17 protein-coding genes are annotated in these 15,111 nt (G+C 65.6%); 13 read left to right on the top strand and 4 right to left on the bottom strand.

From position 1 onward, the window contains the following. Positions 1-7: 7 nt before the first annotated feature. Complete coding sequence (locus ABWV23_RS15730) at positions 8-805, bottom strand: phytanoyl-CoA dioxygenase family protein (protein WP_353349446.1); 798 nt, start codon at positions 803-805, stop codon at positions 8-10. A gap of 82 nt (positions 806-887) precedes the next feature. Then, positions 888-1,277, bottom strand: a complete 390-nt coding sequence (gene irrA, locus ABWV23_RS15725; RefSeq protein WP_353349444.1) for an iron response transcriptional regulator IrrA — start codon at positions 1,275-1,277, stop codon at positions 888-890. Between the two features lie 226 nt (positions 1,278-1,503). Between irrA and fabA the strand changes: the two genes are divergently transcribed. Genes fabA through ABWV23_RS15710 form a run of 3 tightly spaced genes read left to right on the top strand, consistent with a single transcriptional unit; the run spans position 1,504 to position 4,081 of the window. Further along, positions 1,504-2,016: a bifunctional 3-hydroxydecanoyl-ACP dehydratase/trans-2-decenoyl-ACP isomerase gene (fabA, locus tag ABWV23_RS15720; RefSeq protein ID WP_353349442.1), complete on the top strand. Its 513-nt coding sequence runs from the start codon at positions 1,504-1,506 to the stop codon at positions 2,014-2,016. Between the two features lie 35 nt (positions 2,017-2,051). Next, positions 2,052-3,281, top strand: a complete 1,230-nt coding sequence (gene fabB / locus ABWV23_RS15715; protein WP_353349440.1) for a beta-ketoacyl-ACP synthase I — start codon at positions 2,052-2,054, stop codon at positions 3,279-3,281. Positions 3,282-3,289: 8 nt separating this feature from the next. After that, positions 3,290-4,081: an enoyl-ACP reductase FabI gene (locus ABWV23_RS15710; RefSeq protein ID WP_353349439.1), complete on the top strand. Its 792-nt coding sequence runs from the start codon at positions 3,290-3,292 to the stop codon at positions 4,079-4,081. A gap of 96 nt (positions 4,082-4,177) precedes the next feature. Here ABWV23_RS15710 and ABWV23_RS15705 read toward each other — a convergent pair whose 3' ends face one another. Beyond that, positions 4,178-4,768 carry a hypothetical protein gene (locus ABWV23_RS15705; RefSeq protein ID WP_353349437.1) on the bottom strand — a complete coding sequence of 197 codons (591 nt, stop codon included), beginning with the start codon at positions 4,766-4,768 and terminating at the stop codon, positions 4,178-4,180. Positions 4,769-4,835: 67 nt separating this feature from the next. Next, entirely contained in the window at positions 4,836-5,264 is a 429-nt protein-coding gene (locus ABWV23_RS15700; RefSeq protein ID WP_353349435.1) for an FKBP-type peptidyl-prolyl cis-trans isomerase, read from the bottom strand. A gap of 174 nt (positions 5,265-5,438) precedes the next feature. On the opposite strand from ABWV23_RS15700, the gene ABWV23_RS15695 reads away from it, so the two are divergent. From ABWV23_RS15695 to ABWV23_RS15650, 10 genes are all read left to right on the top strand, one after another. Further along, on the top strand, positions 5,439-6,128 hold the full coding sequence (locus ABWV23_RS15695; protein WP_353349433.1) for a haloacid dehalogenase type II: 690 nt from the start codon (positions 5,439-5,441) through the stop codon (positions 6,126-6,128). Continuing rightward, on the top strand, positions 6,125-6,952 hold the full coding sequence (locus ABWV23_RS15690; protein WP_353349431.1) for an alpha/beta fold hydrolase: 828 nt from the start codon (positions 6,125-6,127) through the stop codon (positions 6,950-6,952). The genes ABWV23_RS15695 and ABWV23_RS15690 overlap by 4 nt, the downstream gene beginning before the upstream one ends. Further along, positions 6,949-7,926: a threonine ammonia-lyase gene (locus ABWV23_RS15685; protein WP_353349429.1), complete on the top strand. Its 978-nt coding sequence runs from the start codon at positions 6,949-6,951 to the stop codon at positions 7,924-7,926. The genes ABWV23_RS15690 and ABWV23_RS15685 overlap by 4 nt, the downstream gene beginning before the upstream one ends. 230 nt (positions 7,927-8,156) lie before the next feature. Beyond that, positions 8,157-9,317, top strand: coding sequence for a calcium-binding protein (locus tag ABWV23_RS15680; protein ID WP_353349427.1), 1,161 nt, complete (start codon positions 8,157-8,159; stop codon positions 9,315-9,317). Between the two features lie 109 nt (positions 9,318-9,426). After that, positions 9,427-10,215, top strand: a complete 789-nt coding sequence (pcaD, locus tag ABWV23_RS15675) for a 3-oxoadipate enol-lactonase (RefSeq protein ID WP_353349425.1) — start codon at positions 9,427-9,429, stop codon at positions 10,213-10,215. 14 nt (positions 10,216-10,229) lie between these two features. Next, positions 10,230-10,943, top strand: coding sequence for an alpha/beta fold hydrolase (locus ABWV23_RS15670; RefSeq protein WP_353349423.1), 714 nt, complete (start codon positions 10,230-10,232; stop codon positions 10,941-10,943). A gap of 96 nt (positions 10,944-11,039) precedes the next feature. Beyond that, positions 11,040-12,239, top strand: a complete 1,200-nt coding sequence (locus ABWV23_RS15665) for a TCR/Tet family MFS transporter (protein ID WP_353349421.1) — start codon at positions 11,040-11,042, stop codon at positions 12,237-12,239. A gap of 81 nt (positions 12,240-12,320) precedes the next feature. Further along, positions 12,321-13,412 (top strand): Zn-dependent alcohol dehydrogenase, encoded by a 1,092-nt coding sequence (locus tag ABWV23_RS15660; protein WP_353349419.1) that lies wholly within the window; start codon positions 12,321-12,323, stop codon positions 13,410-13,412. 43 nt (positions 13,413-13,455) lie between these two features. Further along, positions 13,456-14,688, top strand: coding sequence for a mandelate racemase/muconate lactonizing enzyme family protein (locus ABWV23_RS15655; protein WP_353349417.1), 1,233 nt, complete (start codon positions 13,456-13,458; stop codon positions 14,686-14,688). A 116-nt stretch (positions 14,689-14,804) separates the two neighbouring features. Next, the gene (locus ABWV23_RS15650; RefSeq protein WP_353349652.1) at positions 14,805-15,107 is read left to right on the top strand and encodes an ArsR/SmtB family transcription factor; all 303 of its coding nucleotides are present in this window, start codon (positions 14,805-14,807) and stop codon (positions 15,105-15,107) included. The last annotated feature ends 4 nt before the right edge of the window (positions 15,108-15,111 follow it).

The raw sequence follows: 15,111 nt of genomic DNA, 5'->3' as shown, positions 1-15,111 counted from the left end.
CCCGAGTCTAACGCGGCCAGATCACCGGGAACCAATCCTCGCGCAGGGGCTGACCCGGCAGCATGGCATGGCCCGGAAAAGGCGGTGAAGTCGGCCCGGGACGTTCGACGTAGCGCGCATCATCGCCGACCAGCCGGATCGAGAACGCCCGCCTGCGCGCATCGCTGGTATTGCCGCGCGCGCCGTGCAGGGTGCGAAAGTTGAACGCCACCGCATCGCCCGGCTCCATCGCGTACTCCACGATTCGCATCCCCTCGGCCTCGGGGTCGGGCACCGGCATGTACTGGCCCGCGTCAGGGAAATACCCGTCCTCGCTGACCCAGCGGGTCGGCAGAACCTCTTTTTCCCAGCGGTGCGATCCGGCGACACAGCGCAGCGTCGCCGCGCGCACCGGGTCGAGCGGCGACCAGAAGCTGACGGTCTGCGTGCCCTCGACAAAGTAATAGGGGCCATCCTGGTGCCAGGGCGTGGCCATCGAGGTGCCCGGCTCCTTGACCAGAACGTGATCGTGGAACATCTGCACCCCCCGCGACCGCATCAGATCGGCGGCGACCTCGGCCACGGGCGAGGTCTGAACCACCTCGGCGAACTCGGGGATCCGTGTCCAGTTGCAGTAATCGTCGAAAAACCGGCCCGTCTCGCCCGCCTTGTCGTTGTCCGATGCATAGGGGCCGGGCGCGGCCATGTTCGCCGCGACGCCACGGCGCAGCGTTTCCACATGATCGGCGAACAGCCCCTTGACCAGCACCACCCCGTCGCGCTGGAAAGTGTCGATATCGGCGGGAGAGAGGAGCGGATGAGTCATGATGGGTGCCTTTTTTCCGGGCACAGTGGCGCAGGCGCACCGACGAATTCAACCGGAAAGCTCCGGATCCACGAAACCGGGATCAGGGTTTGCGACGCAGGCGGATCACCACGTCGACCGACGCGATCTCGGCCCCGTCCGGCACATCGGGCAGCCGGGCGATCTGCAACTGGTCGGCAGGCGCATCCGACAGGCGGCCGTCATCCTCCCAGAAGAAATGCGGATGATCATGCGTGTTGGTGTCAAAATAACTTTTCGATCCGTCCACCGTGATCTCGTTCAGCACCCCGGCGTCGCAAAAGGCGCGCAGGGTGTTGTAGATCGTCGCCAGCGAGACCCTCACACCGGTCTGCCGCGCCGCCTCGAACAGGCTTTCGGCGGTGACATGCCTGTCCTGCCCGTCGCCGACCAGCAGCTCCGCCAACGCAAGGCGCTGCCGTGTCGGGCGCAACCCGGCCTGACCGAGCCACATCGCAGCGTAAGTCGTCCTTTCCGGTTTCACTTTCCGGCCTCGTCCGTCATGGTGACGAAAGATATAGGCCGCGAGGACACTAAAACACAATTGATTTTCATTCGCAGCGCCCTCTCACCGGCCTGCACCCGAACCACCCAAGGCGCGCAGCGCACTTGCAGGACCCTTTGGCGCGATGCTAGACGGTCGAAAACGCATCCAGGCGGCAAGCAGGAGACACGACAGCATGTCCCAATACCCGAGCAGTTTTGACAAAGACGATTTGCTGAAATGCGCGCGGGGCGAGTTGTTCGGACCGGGCAACGCGCAATTGCCGGAACCGCCGATGCTGATGATGGACCGCATCACCGAGATCAGCGCCGACGGCGGCAGCAACGGCAAGGGCCATGTGGTCGCCGAGTTCGATATCGTGCCGGAGCTGTGGTTCTTCGAATGCCACTTTCCCGGCAACCCGATCATGCCCGGCTGCCTCGGCCTCGACGGCCTGTGGCAGCTTACCGGGTTCAACCTGGGCTGGCGCGGCATGCAGGGGCTGGGCATGGCGCTCGGCGTGGGCGAGGTCAAGCTGACCGGAATGGTCACGCCGGCCCGCAAGATGCTGACTTACTACGTGGATTTCACCCGCGTCATTGATCGCAAGTTGAAACTGGGCGTCGCCGACGGCCGGGTTGAGGCTGATGGCGAAGAAATCTATTCCGTGAAGAACATGAAGGTCGGCCTGTCAGCGACAGGCGCCTGAGCGCGTCCGCGCGCCAAGTTACGAGGAGAGCACCGATGCGCCGCGTCGTCGTTACAGGTTTGGGAGTCGTTTCATCCATCGGCAACAACGCCGGTGAGGTTCTGGAGGCGCTGAAGGCGGGTCGATCCGGCATCACCGCCAGCGCCGAGATGGCCGAACACGGATTCCGCAGCCAGATCGCGGGCACCATCGACATCGATGTCGCCCAGCATATCGACAAGCGCGCCCTGCGCTTCATGGGGCCGGGTGCCGCCTATGCCCACATCGCGATGCAGGAGGCGATCGCCGATGCCGGCCTGGAAGAGGCCGATATCGTCAACCCGCGCACCGGGCTTGTCGCCGGGTCGGGCGGACCGTCCACAAGTGCCCTCTTTACCGCGCATCAGACCGTCCTCAAGACCGGGGCGACCAAGCGGATCGGGCCCTTCGCGGTTCCGAAATGCATGTCCTCGACGATCTCGGCCAACCTGTCGACGGCCTTCAAGATCAAGGGCATCAACTATTCGATCACCTCGGCCTGCTCGACCTCGCTGCACTGCATCGGCAACGCGGCGGAACAGATCATGATGGGCAAACAGGACGTGATGTTCGCCGGTGGCGGCGAGGAACTGGACTGGACGCTGTCCTGCCTGTTCGATGCCATGGGCGCGATGTCCTCCAAGTGCAATGACACCCCCGAGAAGGCGAGCCGCGCCTTCGACGCGGATCGCGACGGTTTCGTGATCTCGGGCGGCGGTGGCATCCTCGTGCTGGAAGAGCTGGAGCATGCGTTGGCACGCGGCGCCAAGATCTATGCCGAGGTCACCGGCTTTGCCGCGACCTCGGACGGGCACGACATGGTCGCCCCCTCCGGCGAGGGCGGTGAACGGGCAATGCAGCTTGCCCTCGCCACCCTGCCGCAGGGGCGCAAGGTCAGCTACATCAACGCGCATGGCACCTCGACCCCGGTCGGCGACGTGGGCGAGGTCGAGGCGGTGCGCCGCGTCTTCGGCCAGGGGAGTACCCCGCCGATCAGTTCCACCAAGTCCATGACCGGGCACGCCCAGGGCGCCGCGGGCGCGCTGGAAACCGTTTTCTGCCTGTTGATGCTGAAGAACGATTTCATCGCCCGCTCAATCAACGTCGAAACGCTGGACCCGGCGATTGATGCCTCCGAAATCGCGCTGGAAACGGTGACCGATGCCGGACTGGACAGCGTCATGACCAACAGTTTCGGTTTTGGCGGCACCAACGGATCCATGATCCTGTCGAAATATCACGGGTAAATCAGAACATGTCGAATGCAATGCAGGGGAAACGCGGGCTGATCATGGGGGTCGCCAATGATCGGTCGATCGCGTGGGGCATCGCCAAGGCGATGCACGAGGCGGGGGCTGAACTCGCCTTTACCTACCAGGGCGATGCCTTCGGCAAACGCTTGGAGCCGCTGGCCGCCTCGGTCGGTTCGGATTTCATGGTTGACGTGGACGTGACTGACGACGCCTCGCTTGATGCCGGCTTTTCCGAACTGGCCGCGCGCTGGCCGACTATCGACTTCGTGGTGCACGCCATCGCCTATTCCGACAAATCGGAGTTGACCGGGCGTTTCATCAATACCAGCCGGGCGAACTTCAAGAACTCGATGGACATCAGCGCCTATTCCTTCATCGAGGTCGCACGCCGCGCCTACCCGATGATGAAGGAGAATGGCGGCACGCTGTTGACGCTGACCTACCAGGGATCGACGCGCGTTGTGCCGAACTACAACGTGATGGGCGTGGCCAAGGCTGCCCTTGAATCGGTCACCCGCTACCTCGCGAACGATCTCGGCCCCGACGGCATCCGCGTCAACGCGATCTCGCCCGGCCCGATGAAGACGCTGGCCGGCGCCGCGATCGGCGGGGCGCGCAAGACCTACAAGTTCACCGACCAGAACGCGCCGCTGGGCTCGAACGCCACGCTGGAGGCGGTCGGTGGCACCGCTGTTTACCTCGCCTCGGACGCCGGCAACTGCACCACCGGCGAGATCATCCGCGTCGACGGCGGCTATCACGTGCTGGGCATGCCCCAGCAGGAGAACCTCTAGGGTCACGACCGGCCAAGGCCGGCAACATGCAAAGGGCACGCTCGCAGAGCGCGCCCTTTGCCGTTCTCGCCCAGGTACGGCGCCGGATTGGAGACCTCAGCTTTCCCTGTTCGCCCGCTCCGATACCTTTTGCGTCAACTCCCGCCGGAACGCCTCACCATCGCCGAACTCGGCAAAGCCGCCGTATTCCCCATGCGGGTTCTCGATGCGGCGGGCGTGCTTGATCGGGCACCAATGGGCCTCGGTCCGCGCCGCCACCTCGCGCACGAAACCGATCAACCCGTTGGCATAGCCGCAATAGACACAATTCAGTTTTTGCAGCCCGTTCAGATAGGCCAGGCGATGACGGTCGATGGCAATATGATCGGCGCGCCGGACCTTCTCGATCCCGTAGACCGGAAAGCACACCGCCTGGTAGACCGTCACGAACAGGTCGAGCAGCACGAGCGGCAGGATCAGCGCATAGATCACCGGCGCGGTCAGCACCACCAGCGGCCGGGTGCGGGACAGGAAACTCAGCCAGCCCTCGCGCAACTCCCGGTGGCGCCGTCGCATATCAGCGTCGAAGACGACCCGCCCACGTTCCACCCGATAGCGAAACGCGGAACGGCCCGCCTCGATCTCGTCCTGAACCGCCTCCTGCATGTCTCGGAGGCGATTCAGCAGGTCGTCCAGATGTGTCGACATGTCGGGCCCTTTCCTTGCTGCGCGCAATTCAGCACAACGCGCGGCAAAGGGCCATATCCGATCCGACTCAGACGATCTCGACCAGCGCAATGGCGAAGGTCAGGTCCTGCCCCGCCAGCGGGTGGTTGGCGTCCAGAGTCACGGTGGCGTCATCGGCGGCGACCACGGTGACGGGCACGGCCTGGCCGTCCGGTGTCTGCATCTGCAGGCGCGATCCGATTTCCAGCGGAATATCGTCGGGAATGCCTTCGCGCGGGACCGACTGGCGCGCGTCGGGGTTGACCGGCCCATAGGCCTCGTCGCAGGGAACCGCGACGGTTTTTTCCTCGCCCACGGTCATGCCCGGGATCGCGCTGTCGAGGCCGGGAATGATCTGACCGGCGCCGACGGTGAATTCCAGCGGCTCGCGCCCCTCGGAACTGTCGAACCGGCTGCCGTCCGTCAAGGTTCCGGTGTAATGGATACGGACCGTGTCCCCGGTTTTTACTGTCGTCATGAATGCTCCGGTGTTTTGCGTGGATTGAACGGCCCAACCTAAAGGCTCAAAACCGGATGTAAACCCGAAGGCCGGATTGGTTGCGGTCACGCCTTTGCGTTCGAAACGACGCCAAACCGCCCCTTTCCGCCCCTGTCGGCCTGTGCCACTGTGCCCCTGACAGGGAGAGCCAACATGACCATCACCACCGCCGTTTTCGACGCCTATGGCACATTGTTCGATGTCACCGCCGCCGCCCGGCAGGCGGCTGCAGAGCCCGCCTTTCCGGCCCTGGCCGACCGCTGGGCGGATCTGGCCGCGCATTGGCGGCTGAAACAGTTGCAATACAGTTGGTTGCGCGCCATCACCGGTGCCCATACCGATTTCTGGATCGTCACCCAGAACGGGCTCGACTGGGCGCTGGAGGCGACCGGGCTGGACGGCGATGACGCGTTGCGCGCGCGCCTGCTCGCGCTCTACTGGGAACTTGGTGCCTACCCAGAGGTGCCGGCGATGCTCTCGACGCTGAAACAGAACGGATTGAACACCGCGATCCTGTCCAACGGCTCGCCCGACATGCTGGATGGCGCGGTGCGGTCGGCGGGTGTGGCCGAGGTGCTCGATGCCGTGCTTTCGGTCGAAAGCGTCGGCGTGTTCAAACCCGATTCGCGGGTCTACGACCTGGTCGGCCAGCGTTTCGGCTGCGCAAGGCACGAGGTATTGTTCGTGTCGTCGAACGGATGGGACGTCTCCTCCGCCGCCGGCTATGGCTTTGCCACCGCCTGGGTCAACCGCGCCGGCGAACCGGTGGACAGGCTGCCCTGGCGTCCCGACACCATCCTGTCGGACCTGACGACAATCCCCGAACTGGCAGCCAAGGCATGAGCGCATTCACTACGGGCGACGGAAAACGCCTCCACTACACCGACACCGGCCAAGGCAAGCCTCTGTTGTGCTTGGCCGGGCTGACCCGCAACGGCCTCGATTTCTCCTTTCTCGCGCCGCATGTGCCCGAGTTTCGGCTGATCACGTTGGACAGCCGCGGGCGCGGCGCCTCGGACTACGACTCCGATTACATGAACTACAGCGTCCCGCGCGAAGGGCAGGATGTCCTCGAACTGCTGGATCACCTCGGGCTCGACAAGGTCACCATCCTGGGCACGTCACGTGGCGGGCTGCTGGCGATGGCCTTGGCGGCCAGCGATCCCGGGCGGCTCTCGGGCGTGATCCTGAACGATATCGGCCCGGTTGTCGGCACCCAAGGGATCGCGCGGATCATGGCCTATGTCGGCAAAACACCCCGGGCAAGGACACTGGACGCCGCCGCCGCCGATCTCAAGGCTGCGATGGAGCGCGAGTTTCCAGGCGTGCCACTGTCGGTCTGGCGCCAGCAGGCCGAATTCCAGTACCGCGCCACCGAGGACGGCCTTGCGCTGCGCTATGACCCCGCGCTGCACACGGCCCTGATGGAACAGGCGGCCACCGGCGCGATTCCCGACATGTGGCAGGTCTTCGAAGCGTTGAACAACCTGCCGTTAGGCGTGTTGCGCGGCGCCAACTCCGACATTCTCGACCAGGAAACGCTGGAAGAGATGCACCGCCGTCACCCCGGCATGATCTCCGGGGTGGTGCCCGACCGTGGCCACGTGCCATTTCTCGACGAACCGGAATCGCTGGCGCTGATCCGGCGGATCATGGAGCAGACATGACTGATATCAAGATGATCGAGGCCGCCGCCGACCGGCTGGCCGGCCATGCGCGGCGCACGCCGCTGTTGTCCTCGCCCTTTCTCGACGAGATTGCCGGACGCCGGGTCCTGATCAAGCCGGAGTGCCTTCAGCACACCGGGAGTTTCAAGTTCCGCGGCGCCTGGTCGGCGGTGTCGGCCCTGGCCCCCGAGGTCCGGGCGCGCGGCGTGATCGCCTTTTCCAGCGGCAACCATGCCCAGGGCGTCGCCTATGCGGCAAGGCTGCACGGGATCTCGGCGGTGATCATCATGCCCTCGGACGCCCCGAAGATGAAGATCGACAACACCCGCGCGCTCGGCGCCGAGGTGGTGCTGTACGACCGCGAGCACGAGGATCGCGATGCCATCGGCGCGACCTTGGCGCAGGACCGGGGGCTGACCCTGATCAAGCCCTTCGACGAACCGCAGGTGATCGCCGGCCAGGGCACAACCGGGCTGGAAATCGCGGCGCAGGCCGCCGAGGCCGGGGTGTCCCGGGCTGATGTCCTGGTCTGCTGCGGCGGCGGCGGGCTGACCTCGGGCATCGCGCTGGCGCTGGAGGCCCGCGCGCCGGGGCTGCGCGCCCGCCCGGTCGAGCCAGAGGGCTTCGACGACGCAGCCCGGTCGCTGGCCTCGGGGCGGATCGAGCGCAATGCGACGCAGTCGGGTTCGATCTGCGATGCGATCGTCACGCCGCAACCGGGCGAGATCACCTTTCCGATCATGCACCGGCTCTGCGGCCCCGGGCTGAGCGTTCGAGACGACGAGGCGCTGCGCGCCATGGCGCTGGCCTTTGCCCGGCTCAAGATCGTGATCGAACCGGGCGGCGCGGTCGCCCTCGCGGCCGCCCTGTTCCGACCTGACGCGGTAGAGGGCGACGCGGTGATCGCCGTCGCCTCAGGCGGGAATGTCGATGCAGGCCTGTTCCGTCAGGCTTTGGAAACCCACGCGGGATGAACCTTACGCCACGGCAACCGGTTTATTGCAGAACCGGGCGCGGTCGATTGATTTGCCTCAAGTCCTGACACATCGCAAAAGTCCAATATGAGTCGGATCGGCGAGACCGATCGATTCTTGGAGGAAATGAATTGACCGAATTTACAGTTAAAGGCCCGCTTGACACAGCCGTTTCGGGAACTGCGGGGGAGGACCGCCTGATCTACAATTTGGTCTCCGGACCGGGCGGGGTGGTTCTGAGCCCCCTGGTCCACAACCCCGTCAGCGGCTTTGACGGCCAGTTCGAGCCGACCGATGGCGATGTCACCACCTTTACAGGGATCGAGCATTTCACCTTTGTCGACAAGGTCGGGGGCGATGACACGATCACCACGGGCGACGGCAACGATGCGCTAAATGGTCGGGCCGGGAACGATGTCCTGAACGGCGCTGGCGGCAGTGATGAAATTACCGGCGGCAAAGGAAGAGACACCCTCTATGGCGGCGTCGAGAGCGATACGATTGAGGGCGGCAACGGCAATGACCGTCTGTTCGGCGAGGCCGGCTATGACGTGCTCTATGGCGGCAACGGCAATGATCGCATTTTCGGTGGCATTGATGGCGATGTCATGGAAGGCGGCGACGGCAACGATCGGATGTTCGGCGGCCTTGGAGACGATTTCATCGTCGGGGGTGCCGGCGACGACCAGATATTCGGCGGCAAAGGGATCGACTTCATTATCGCCGACGACGGGGCCGATGTGGTGGATGCCGGCAATGGTAACGACCAGATTGAGACGGCCTTTGACACCATCAAGACGCTGGAGGGCGGCGACGGACGTGACATGCTGATGGCCTTCCATCACGGCACCACGACCGACAAGCTGACCTTCAACCTGAGCACCGGGAACTTCGGGTCGACCGATGCCAATATCGATAGCAGCACGGCGACGAACTTCGAGGATTTTGTCTTTAGCGGCAATATCGACACCAAGATCACCGGGACCGATGGCCGCAATGAGATCATAGGCGGCTTTGCCGATGACGTACTGCTGGGCAAGGGCGGCATGGACACGCTCATGGGCGATTTCGGCAACGACACCCTGTTCGGCAACAGGAAGGCCGACGTGCTGGACGGCGGGGCGGGTGATGACACCATGACGGGTGGATTCGGTGCCGACACCTTTGTCTTCAGCGGTGGTTCCGACACGATCACCGACTTTAGAAATGACGTCGATGCCATCCATATCCGCAGCGATCTGGTGGCCGACGGCACCACCGCCGAGGATCTGATCAGCAGCGCCACGGTGATCGGTGGCAACACGGTGATCACGCTGGACGGCGGCGATACCCTGACCATTGATGGGCTCACCGATACCTCGCTCCTGAGTGACGATATGGCCCTCATCTAAGGCCAGTCCCGACACCGCGCGCCGGAGCTTTTGTCGGCGCGCGACCCTTGCCCTTTGCCCCGCCTCGCGAAGCCGTTAAAAGGCGAGAACATGCATAAAGGGGGCAGGAATGCAGATTGCAGACCTGGGCGATGTTCAGCTTCACTACCGGATCGACGGCGACCCGAACGGCGTGCCGGTCGTGTTCTCTAATTCCTTGGGCACCGATCTGCGGCTGTGGGATGGCATCCTGCCGCTGCTGCCCGCCGGGCTGAAACTCATCCGCTACGACATGCGTGGGCATGGGCTGTCATCGGTGCCGCCCGCCCCCTATTCCATGGGCACCCTGGTGCGCGACGCCGAGCGGCTTCTGGACTATCTGGAAATCCGCGACTGCCTGTTCGTCGGCCTGTCCATCGGCGGCATGATCGCGCAGGGGCTGGCGGTCAAGCGGCTGGACCAGGTCCGCGCGCTGGTGCTGTCCAACACCGCCGCCAAGATCGGCACGCCGCAGATCTGGGCCGAGCGGATCGCACGGATCGAGGCAGAGGGACTCGGGGCGCTGGCCGATGCCACCATGCAGCGCTGGTTCGGCAAGGCATTCCGCGACAGCCCCGAGCTGCAGCTTTGGCGCAACATGCTGGTCCGGCAACCCGCCGAGGGATACATCGGCTGCGCCGCGGCCATTTCCGGAACCGATTTCTATACCCCCACCAGCGGGCTGCGCCTGCCGACGATGGGCATTGCCGGCGACGCCGACGGAGCCACGCCGCCCGACCTGGTGCGCGAGACGGTCGACCTCATTCCCGGCTCGACCTTTCGCCTGATCCGCGGCGGCGGCCACCTGCCCTGCGTCGACCAGCCACAGGCCTATGCCAGGGCCCTCACCGATTTCCTGCGCGACATCGGGCACATCTGACCGGAGAAACCCACATGGCCGACTTCCTGCTGATCCACGGCTCCTGCCACGGCGCATGGTGCTGGCGCGACGTGATCCCCGCGCTGGAGGCGTTGGGCCATAGCGCCCGCGCCATCGACATGCCCGGCCACGGCGACGACCCCACCCCGCTGGCCGGGGTCACGCTGGAGGGCTGCCGCGACGCAATCCTGGCCGCCAGCACGCCCGACACCATCATCCTCGGCCATTCCTGGGGCGGCTACCCGATCAGCGCGACGGGCGAGGCCGCACCGGAGGCGATGCGCGCGCTGGTCTATCTCTGTGCCTATGTGCCGATCTCCGGCCTGTCGATGGTCGACATGCGCAAGCGCGCCAAGCGCCAGCCGCTGATGCCGGCGGTGCGCCGGTCCGACGACAGGGTCTCGTTCACCTTCGATCCCGACATGGCGCCCGACCTTTTCTACCACGACTGCCCGGAAGAGGCCGTCGCCTATGCGATGCCCCGGCTGACCCCGCAGGCGATTGCGCCGCAGGCCACGCCGCTCACGGTGACGGGGCGCCTTGCCGGCGTTCCGAAATACTACATCCGCTGCACCGAGGATCACGCCATCCCGCCCGAATACCAGGCCGAGATGATCCGAGACTGGCCCGGGGATCACGTGTTTTCGCTGCCCACCTCGCATTCGCCGTTCTTCTCCGACCCTGCGGGGCTGGCGGCGCTGCTCGACCGGATCGCCCATATGATGTGAGCGCATCGCCGCGCGGCGAAGCGGATTAACGCTTCCCGTCCGCGCGACCGGCGGCTAGCGTCGCGATGCCCCCGCCCTGTTCCGGACCTGATCCCCTTGCGCCTGCCTGTCCTGTTCCTGCTGGTCACCGTGATGATCGACGCCATGGGCGTCGGGCTGATCATGCCCGTGATGCCCGACCTGATCCGCGAGGTGAACGGCGGCTCGCTCGCCCGGGCCGCGATCTGGGGCGGGGTGCTCTCGACCGTCTTCGCGGTGATGCAGTTCCTGTTCAGCCCCGGCCTTGGCAACCTGTCGGATCATTTCGGCCGCCGCCCGGTGCTGCTGGTCTCGCTCGCGGTGCTGGCGCTTGATTACCTGGTGATGGCGCTGGCCGGGTCGATCTGGCTGTTGCTGCTCGGGCGGGTGGTCGGTGGCATCACCTCGGCCACCCAGGCCACCGCCAGCGCCTGCATGGCCGACCTCTCGGCGCCCAGGGACAAGGCAGCCAACTTCGGCCTGATCGGCGCAGCCTTCGGACTGGGGTTCGTAATGGGGCCGCTGATCGGCGGCACGCTGGGCGCCCTTGGGCCGCGCGCGCCATTCTACGCCGCCGCGCTGCTGGCCGGGGCGAATTTCGTGTTTGGCCTACTGGTGATGCGCGAAACCGTGACCGAGAGGATCCGCCGCCCGTTCACCTGGACGCGGGCCAACCCGCTGAGGGCCTTCCGCGCGGTCGCGGATCTACCCGGGGTCAGGCCGCTGTTGTGGGTGTTCTTCGTCTACTCGGTCGCGCTCTATGTCTACCCCGCGATCTGGGCCTATTTCACCCAAGAGCGCTTCGGCTGGTCGCCCCAGGTGATCGGCCTGTCGCTGGCCCTGTTCGGGATCACCGTGGCGCTGGTGCAGGGCGGGCTGATCCGGGTGTTCCTGTTCCGGCTCGGCGACCGGGGCACGGTGATCTTCGGACTGGTCCTCGACGCCCTCAGCGCGGCGCTGATCGCGGTGGTCGCCAGCGGCACGCTGGTGCTGATCCTGACGCCGATCGCCGCGCTGGGCGCCGTGGTCGTCCCCGCGCTGCAGGGGATCATGTCACGGCGCGCCCCCGACGATGCCCAGGGCGAGCTTCAGGGCGTGCTGACCAGCGTCAACGCGCTGGCGATGATCCTGTCGCCCCTGATGATGACCACCAGTTTTGCCGCCTTCACCGCCGAAACCGCGCCGATCTACCTGCCCGGTGTCCCGTTTCTGCTGGCGGCGGTCCTCTTGCTGGGCGCGCTGGCCCTGTTTCTGCGCACCCGCTCTTCCGTGACGTAACCGGATCGCGACAGGAACGAATTCGCGCTTGCCCTGCCGCGACGGGACGGTCAGGTTTGTCGCAAAATCGGGGAGAGAGACATGCAAACCATCAAGGCCGCCGTGTGCCGCGAATTTGGCAAACCGCTGGTGATCGAAGATATCCGGCTGGAGGCACCGGGCCTCGGACAGGTCGAGGTCACGCTCGACGCCGTGGCGATCTGCCATTCCGACATTTCCTATGCCGAGGGCGGCTGGGGCGGCCATCTCCCGGCGGTCTACGGGCATGAGGCCGCCGGGCGCATCACCGCCACCGGCCCCGGCGTGACTGGCTTTGCCGAAGGCGACACCGTCGTCGTCACCCTGATCCGCGCCTGCGGCACCTGCCCCAACTGCGCCAGCGGCAAACCGACGATCTGCGAAAACCCCGCCGACGGGGTCAAGGGCCCGATCACCACCGCCGACGGCGAACCGCTGTTGCAGGCGATGGCCTGCGGCGCCTTTGCCGAAAAGGTGGTCGTCGACCACAGCCAGATCGTAAAGATCCCCGAGGCGATGCCACGCGATGCCGCCTGCCTGCTGTCCTGCGGGGTGATCACCGGGGTCGGGGCCGCGGTGAACGCGGCACAGTTGCGCGCCGGTCAGGACGTGGTGGTGATCGGCGCCGGCGGTGTCGGGCTGAACGCGATCCAGGGCGCGCGCATCGCCGGCGCCCGCCGCATCGTCGCCGTCGACATGACCGAGGAAAAGCTGGAGATCGCCAAGAGCTTCGGCGCCACCGACGGCGTCCTCGCCACAGACCCCAAACCCTGGCGCGCCGCCTACAAGGCGCTCGGCGGACGCGGCGCCGACGTGGTGATGATCACCGTCGGCGCGGTCCCGGCCTACAACGATGCGCCGCGCTATCTCGGCTGGGGCGGCAAGGCGATCATGATCGGCATGCCGCACTCCGGCTCGAAGGCCGAATACGACGCCATGGGCATGTCGTTCCAGGGCCAGGCGCTGATCGGCTCCAAGATGGGCGACACCGTGATCCAGCGCGACATCCCCTGGATGATCGACCTCTACGAACAGGGCCGACTGAAGCTGGACGAGCTGATCTCGGGCCGCTGGAGCCTGGAACAGATCAACGAGGCGATCGCCGACACCAAGACCGGCAGCGCCAAGCGCAACGTGATCCTGTTCGACAGCTGACACAGGCCGGCCCCGCCCCGGCACCACAGATGGGAACCGCACGATGAAACTGACCGATCTCGACATCATCGTCACCGCGCCGCCGGCGCCGGGCTGGGGCGGGCGCTACTGGATCCTGGTGAAGCTCACCACCGACACCGGCATCACCGGCTGGGGCGAATGCTATGCCTCCTCGGTCGGGCCGGAGGCGATGGGCCACGTGATCCGCGACGTGTTTACCCGCCACATGGAGGGCGAGAATCCCGAGAATATCGAACTGATGTTTCGCCGCGCCTATTCCTCGGGCTTCACCCAGCGCCCCGACCTGACCGTGATGGGCGCCTTCTCGGGGCTGGAGATCGCCTGTTGGGACATCCTTGGCAAGGACCGCGGCCGCCCCGTGCACGCGTTGATCGGCGGACGGATGAACGACCGCATCCGCGCCTATACCTATCTCTACCCGCTGAACCAGCACGACCTGGCCGAATTCTGGACCTCGCCCGAGCAGGCCGCCGAGGCCGCCGCCGACTGCGTTGCGCGCGGTTTCACGGCGGTGAAGTTCGATCCGGCCGGCCCCTACACGATGCGCGGCGGCCACATGCCGGCGATGTCCGACATTTCCACCTCCGTCGCCTTCTGCAAGGCGATCCGCGCGGCAGTGGGCGACCGGGCCGACCTCTTGTTCGGCACCCACGGGCAGTTCACCACCGGCGGCGCGATTCGGCTGGGCCAGGCGTTGGAGCCCTATTCGCCGCTGTGGTTCGAGGAACCGATTCCGCCCGACAATGTGGCCGAGATGGCCCGCGTTGCCCAATCCGTGCGCATCCCCGTTGCCACCGGCGAACGGCTGACCACCAAGGCCGAGTTCGCCGCCGTGCTGCAATCGGGCGCGGCCACCATCCTGCAACCGGCGCTGGGCCGGGCCGGCGGGATCTGGGAAATGAAGAAGGTCGCGGCCCTGGCCGAAGTCTATAACGCGCAAATGGCGCCGCACCTTTACGCCGGACCGGTGGAATGGGCCGCAAACGTCCATCTGGCCGCCTCGATCCCCAATATCCTGATGTGCGAGACCATCGAGACCCCCTATCATGATGCCCTGATCAAGGGGACCATCCGGACCGAAAACGGCTTCATCACCCCGCCCGAGGCCCCGGGCCTCGGCATCGAGGTCGACGAGGATCTCGCCCGCGCCCACCCCTTCACCGGCGACGGATTGCACCTGCAAATGCAGGACGCGCCCTGCGATTACGTGCACGCAAACGCCTTTCAGGGCGGGGCGCCGGCAACGCAAGGGTGACTTGACGGCAGGATCTGAGGCATTATGTCCCTGATTGTTCAGAAGGGATTTTTCAAACCGTGACCGTTCAGACAGTGTCGACCGTACAAAACCTTTCGCCGGAAACCCCCGTCGACATGGCCGCGCGGGCCAGCGATGCCGCGTCCTTTCTCAAGACGCTGGCGCATGAAGGCCGCCTGATGATCCTGTGCCACCTGGGCACCGGCGAGAAATCCGTGGGCGAGCTGGAGGGGCTGTTGGGCATTCGCCAAGCCGCGGTAAGCCAGATGCTCGCCCGGTTGCGCGAAGAGGGGCTGGTCTCCACCCGCCGCGACGGCAAGACGATCTATTACTCGCTGGCCGACAGCAACACCGAACAGGTGATCTCGCTGCTCTATTCCCTGTTCTGCGGCAAGGACGAGCCGAACGCCCAAGGCTAGGCGC

It is taken from the genome of Aquicoccus sp. SU-CL01552, assembly GCF_040365005.1.
Taxonomy (GTDB): domain Bacteria; phylum Pseudomonadota; class Alphaproteobacteria; order Rhodobacterales; family Rhodobacteraceae; genus Antarcticimicrobium.
This window is presented reverse-complemented; position numbering and strand designations above follow the sequence as displayed.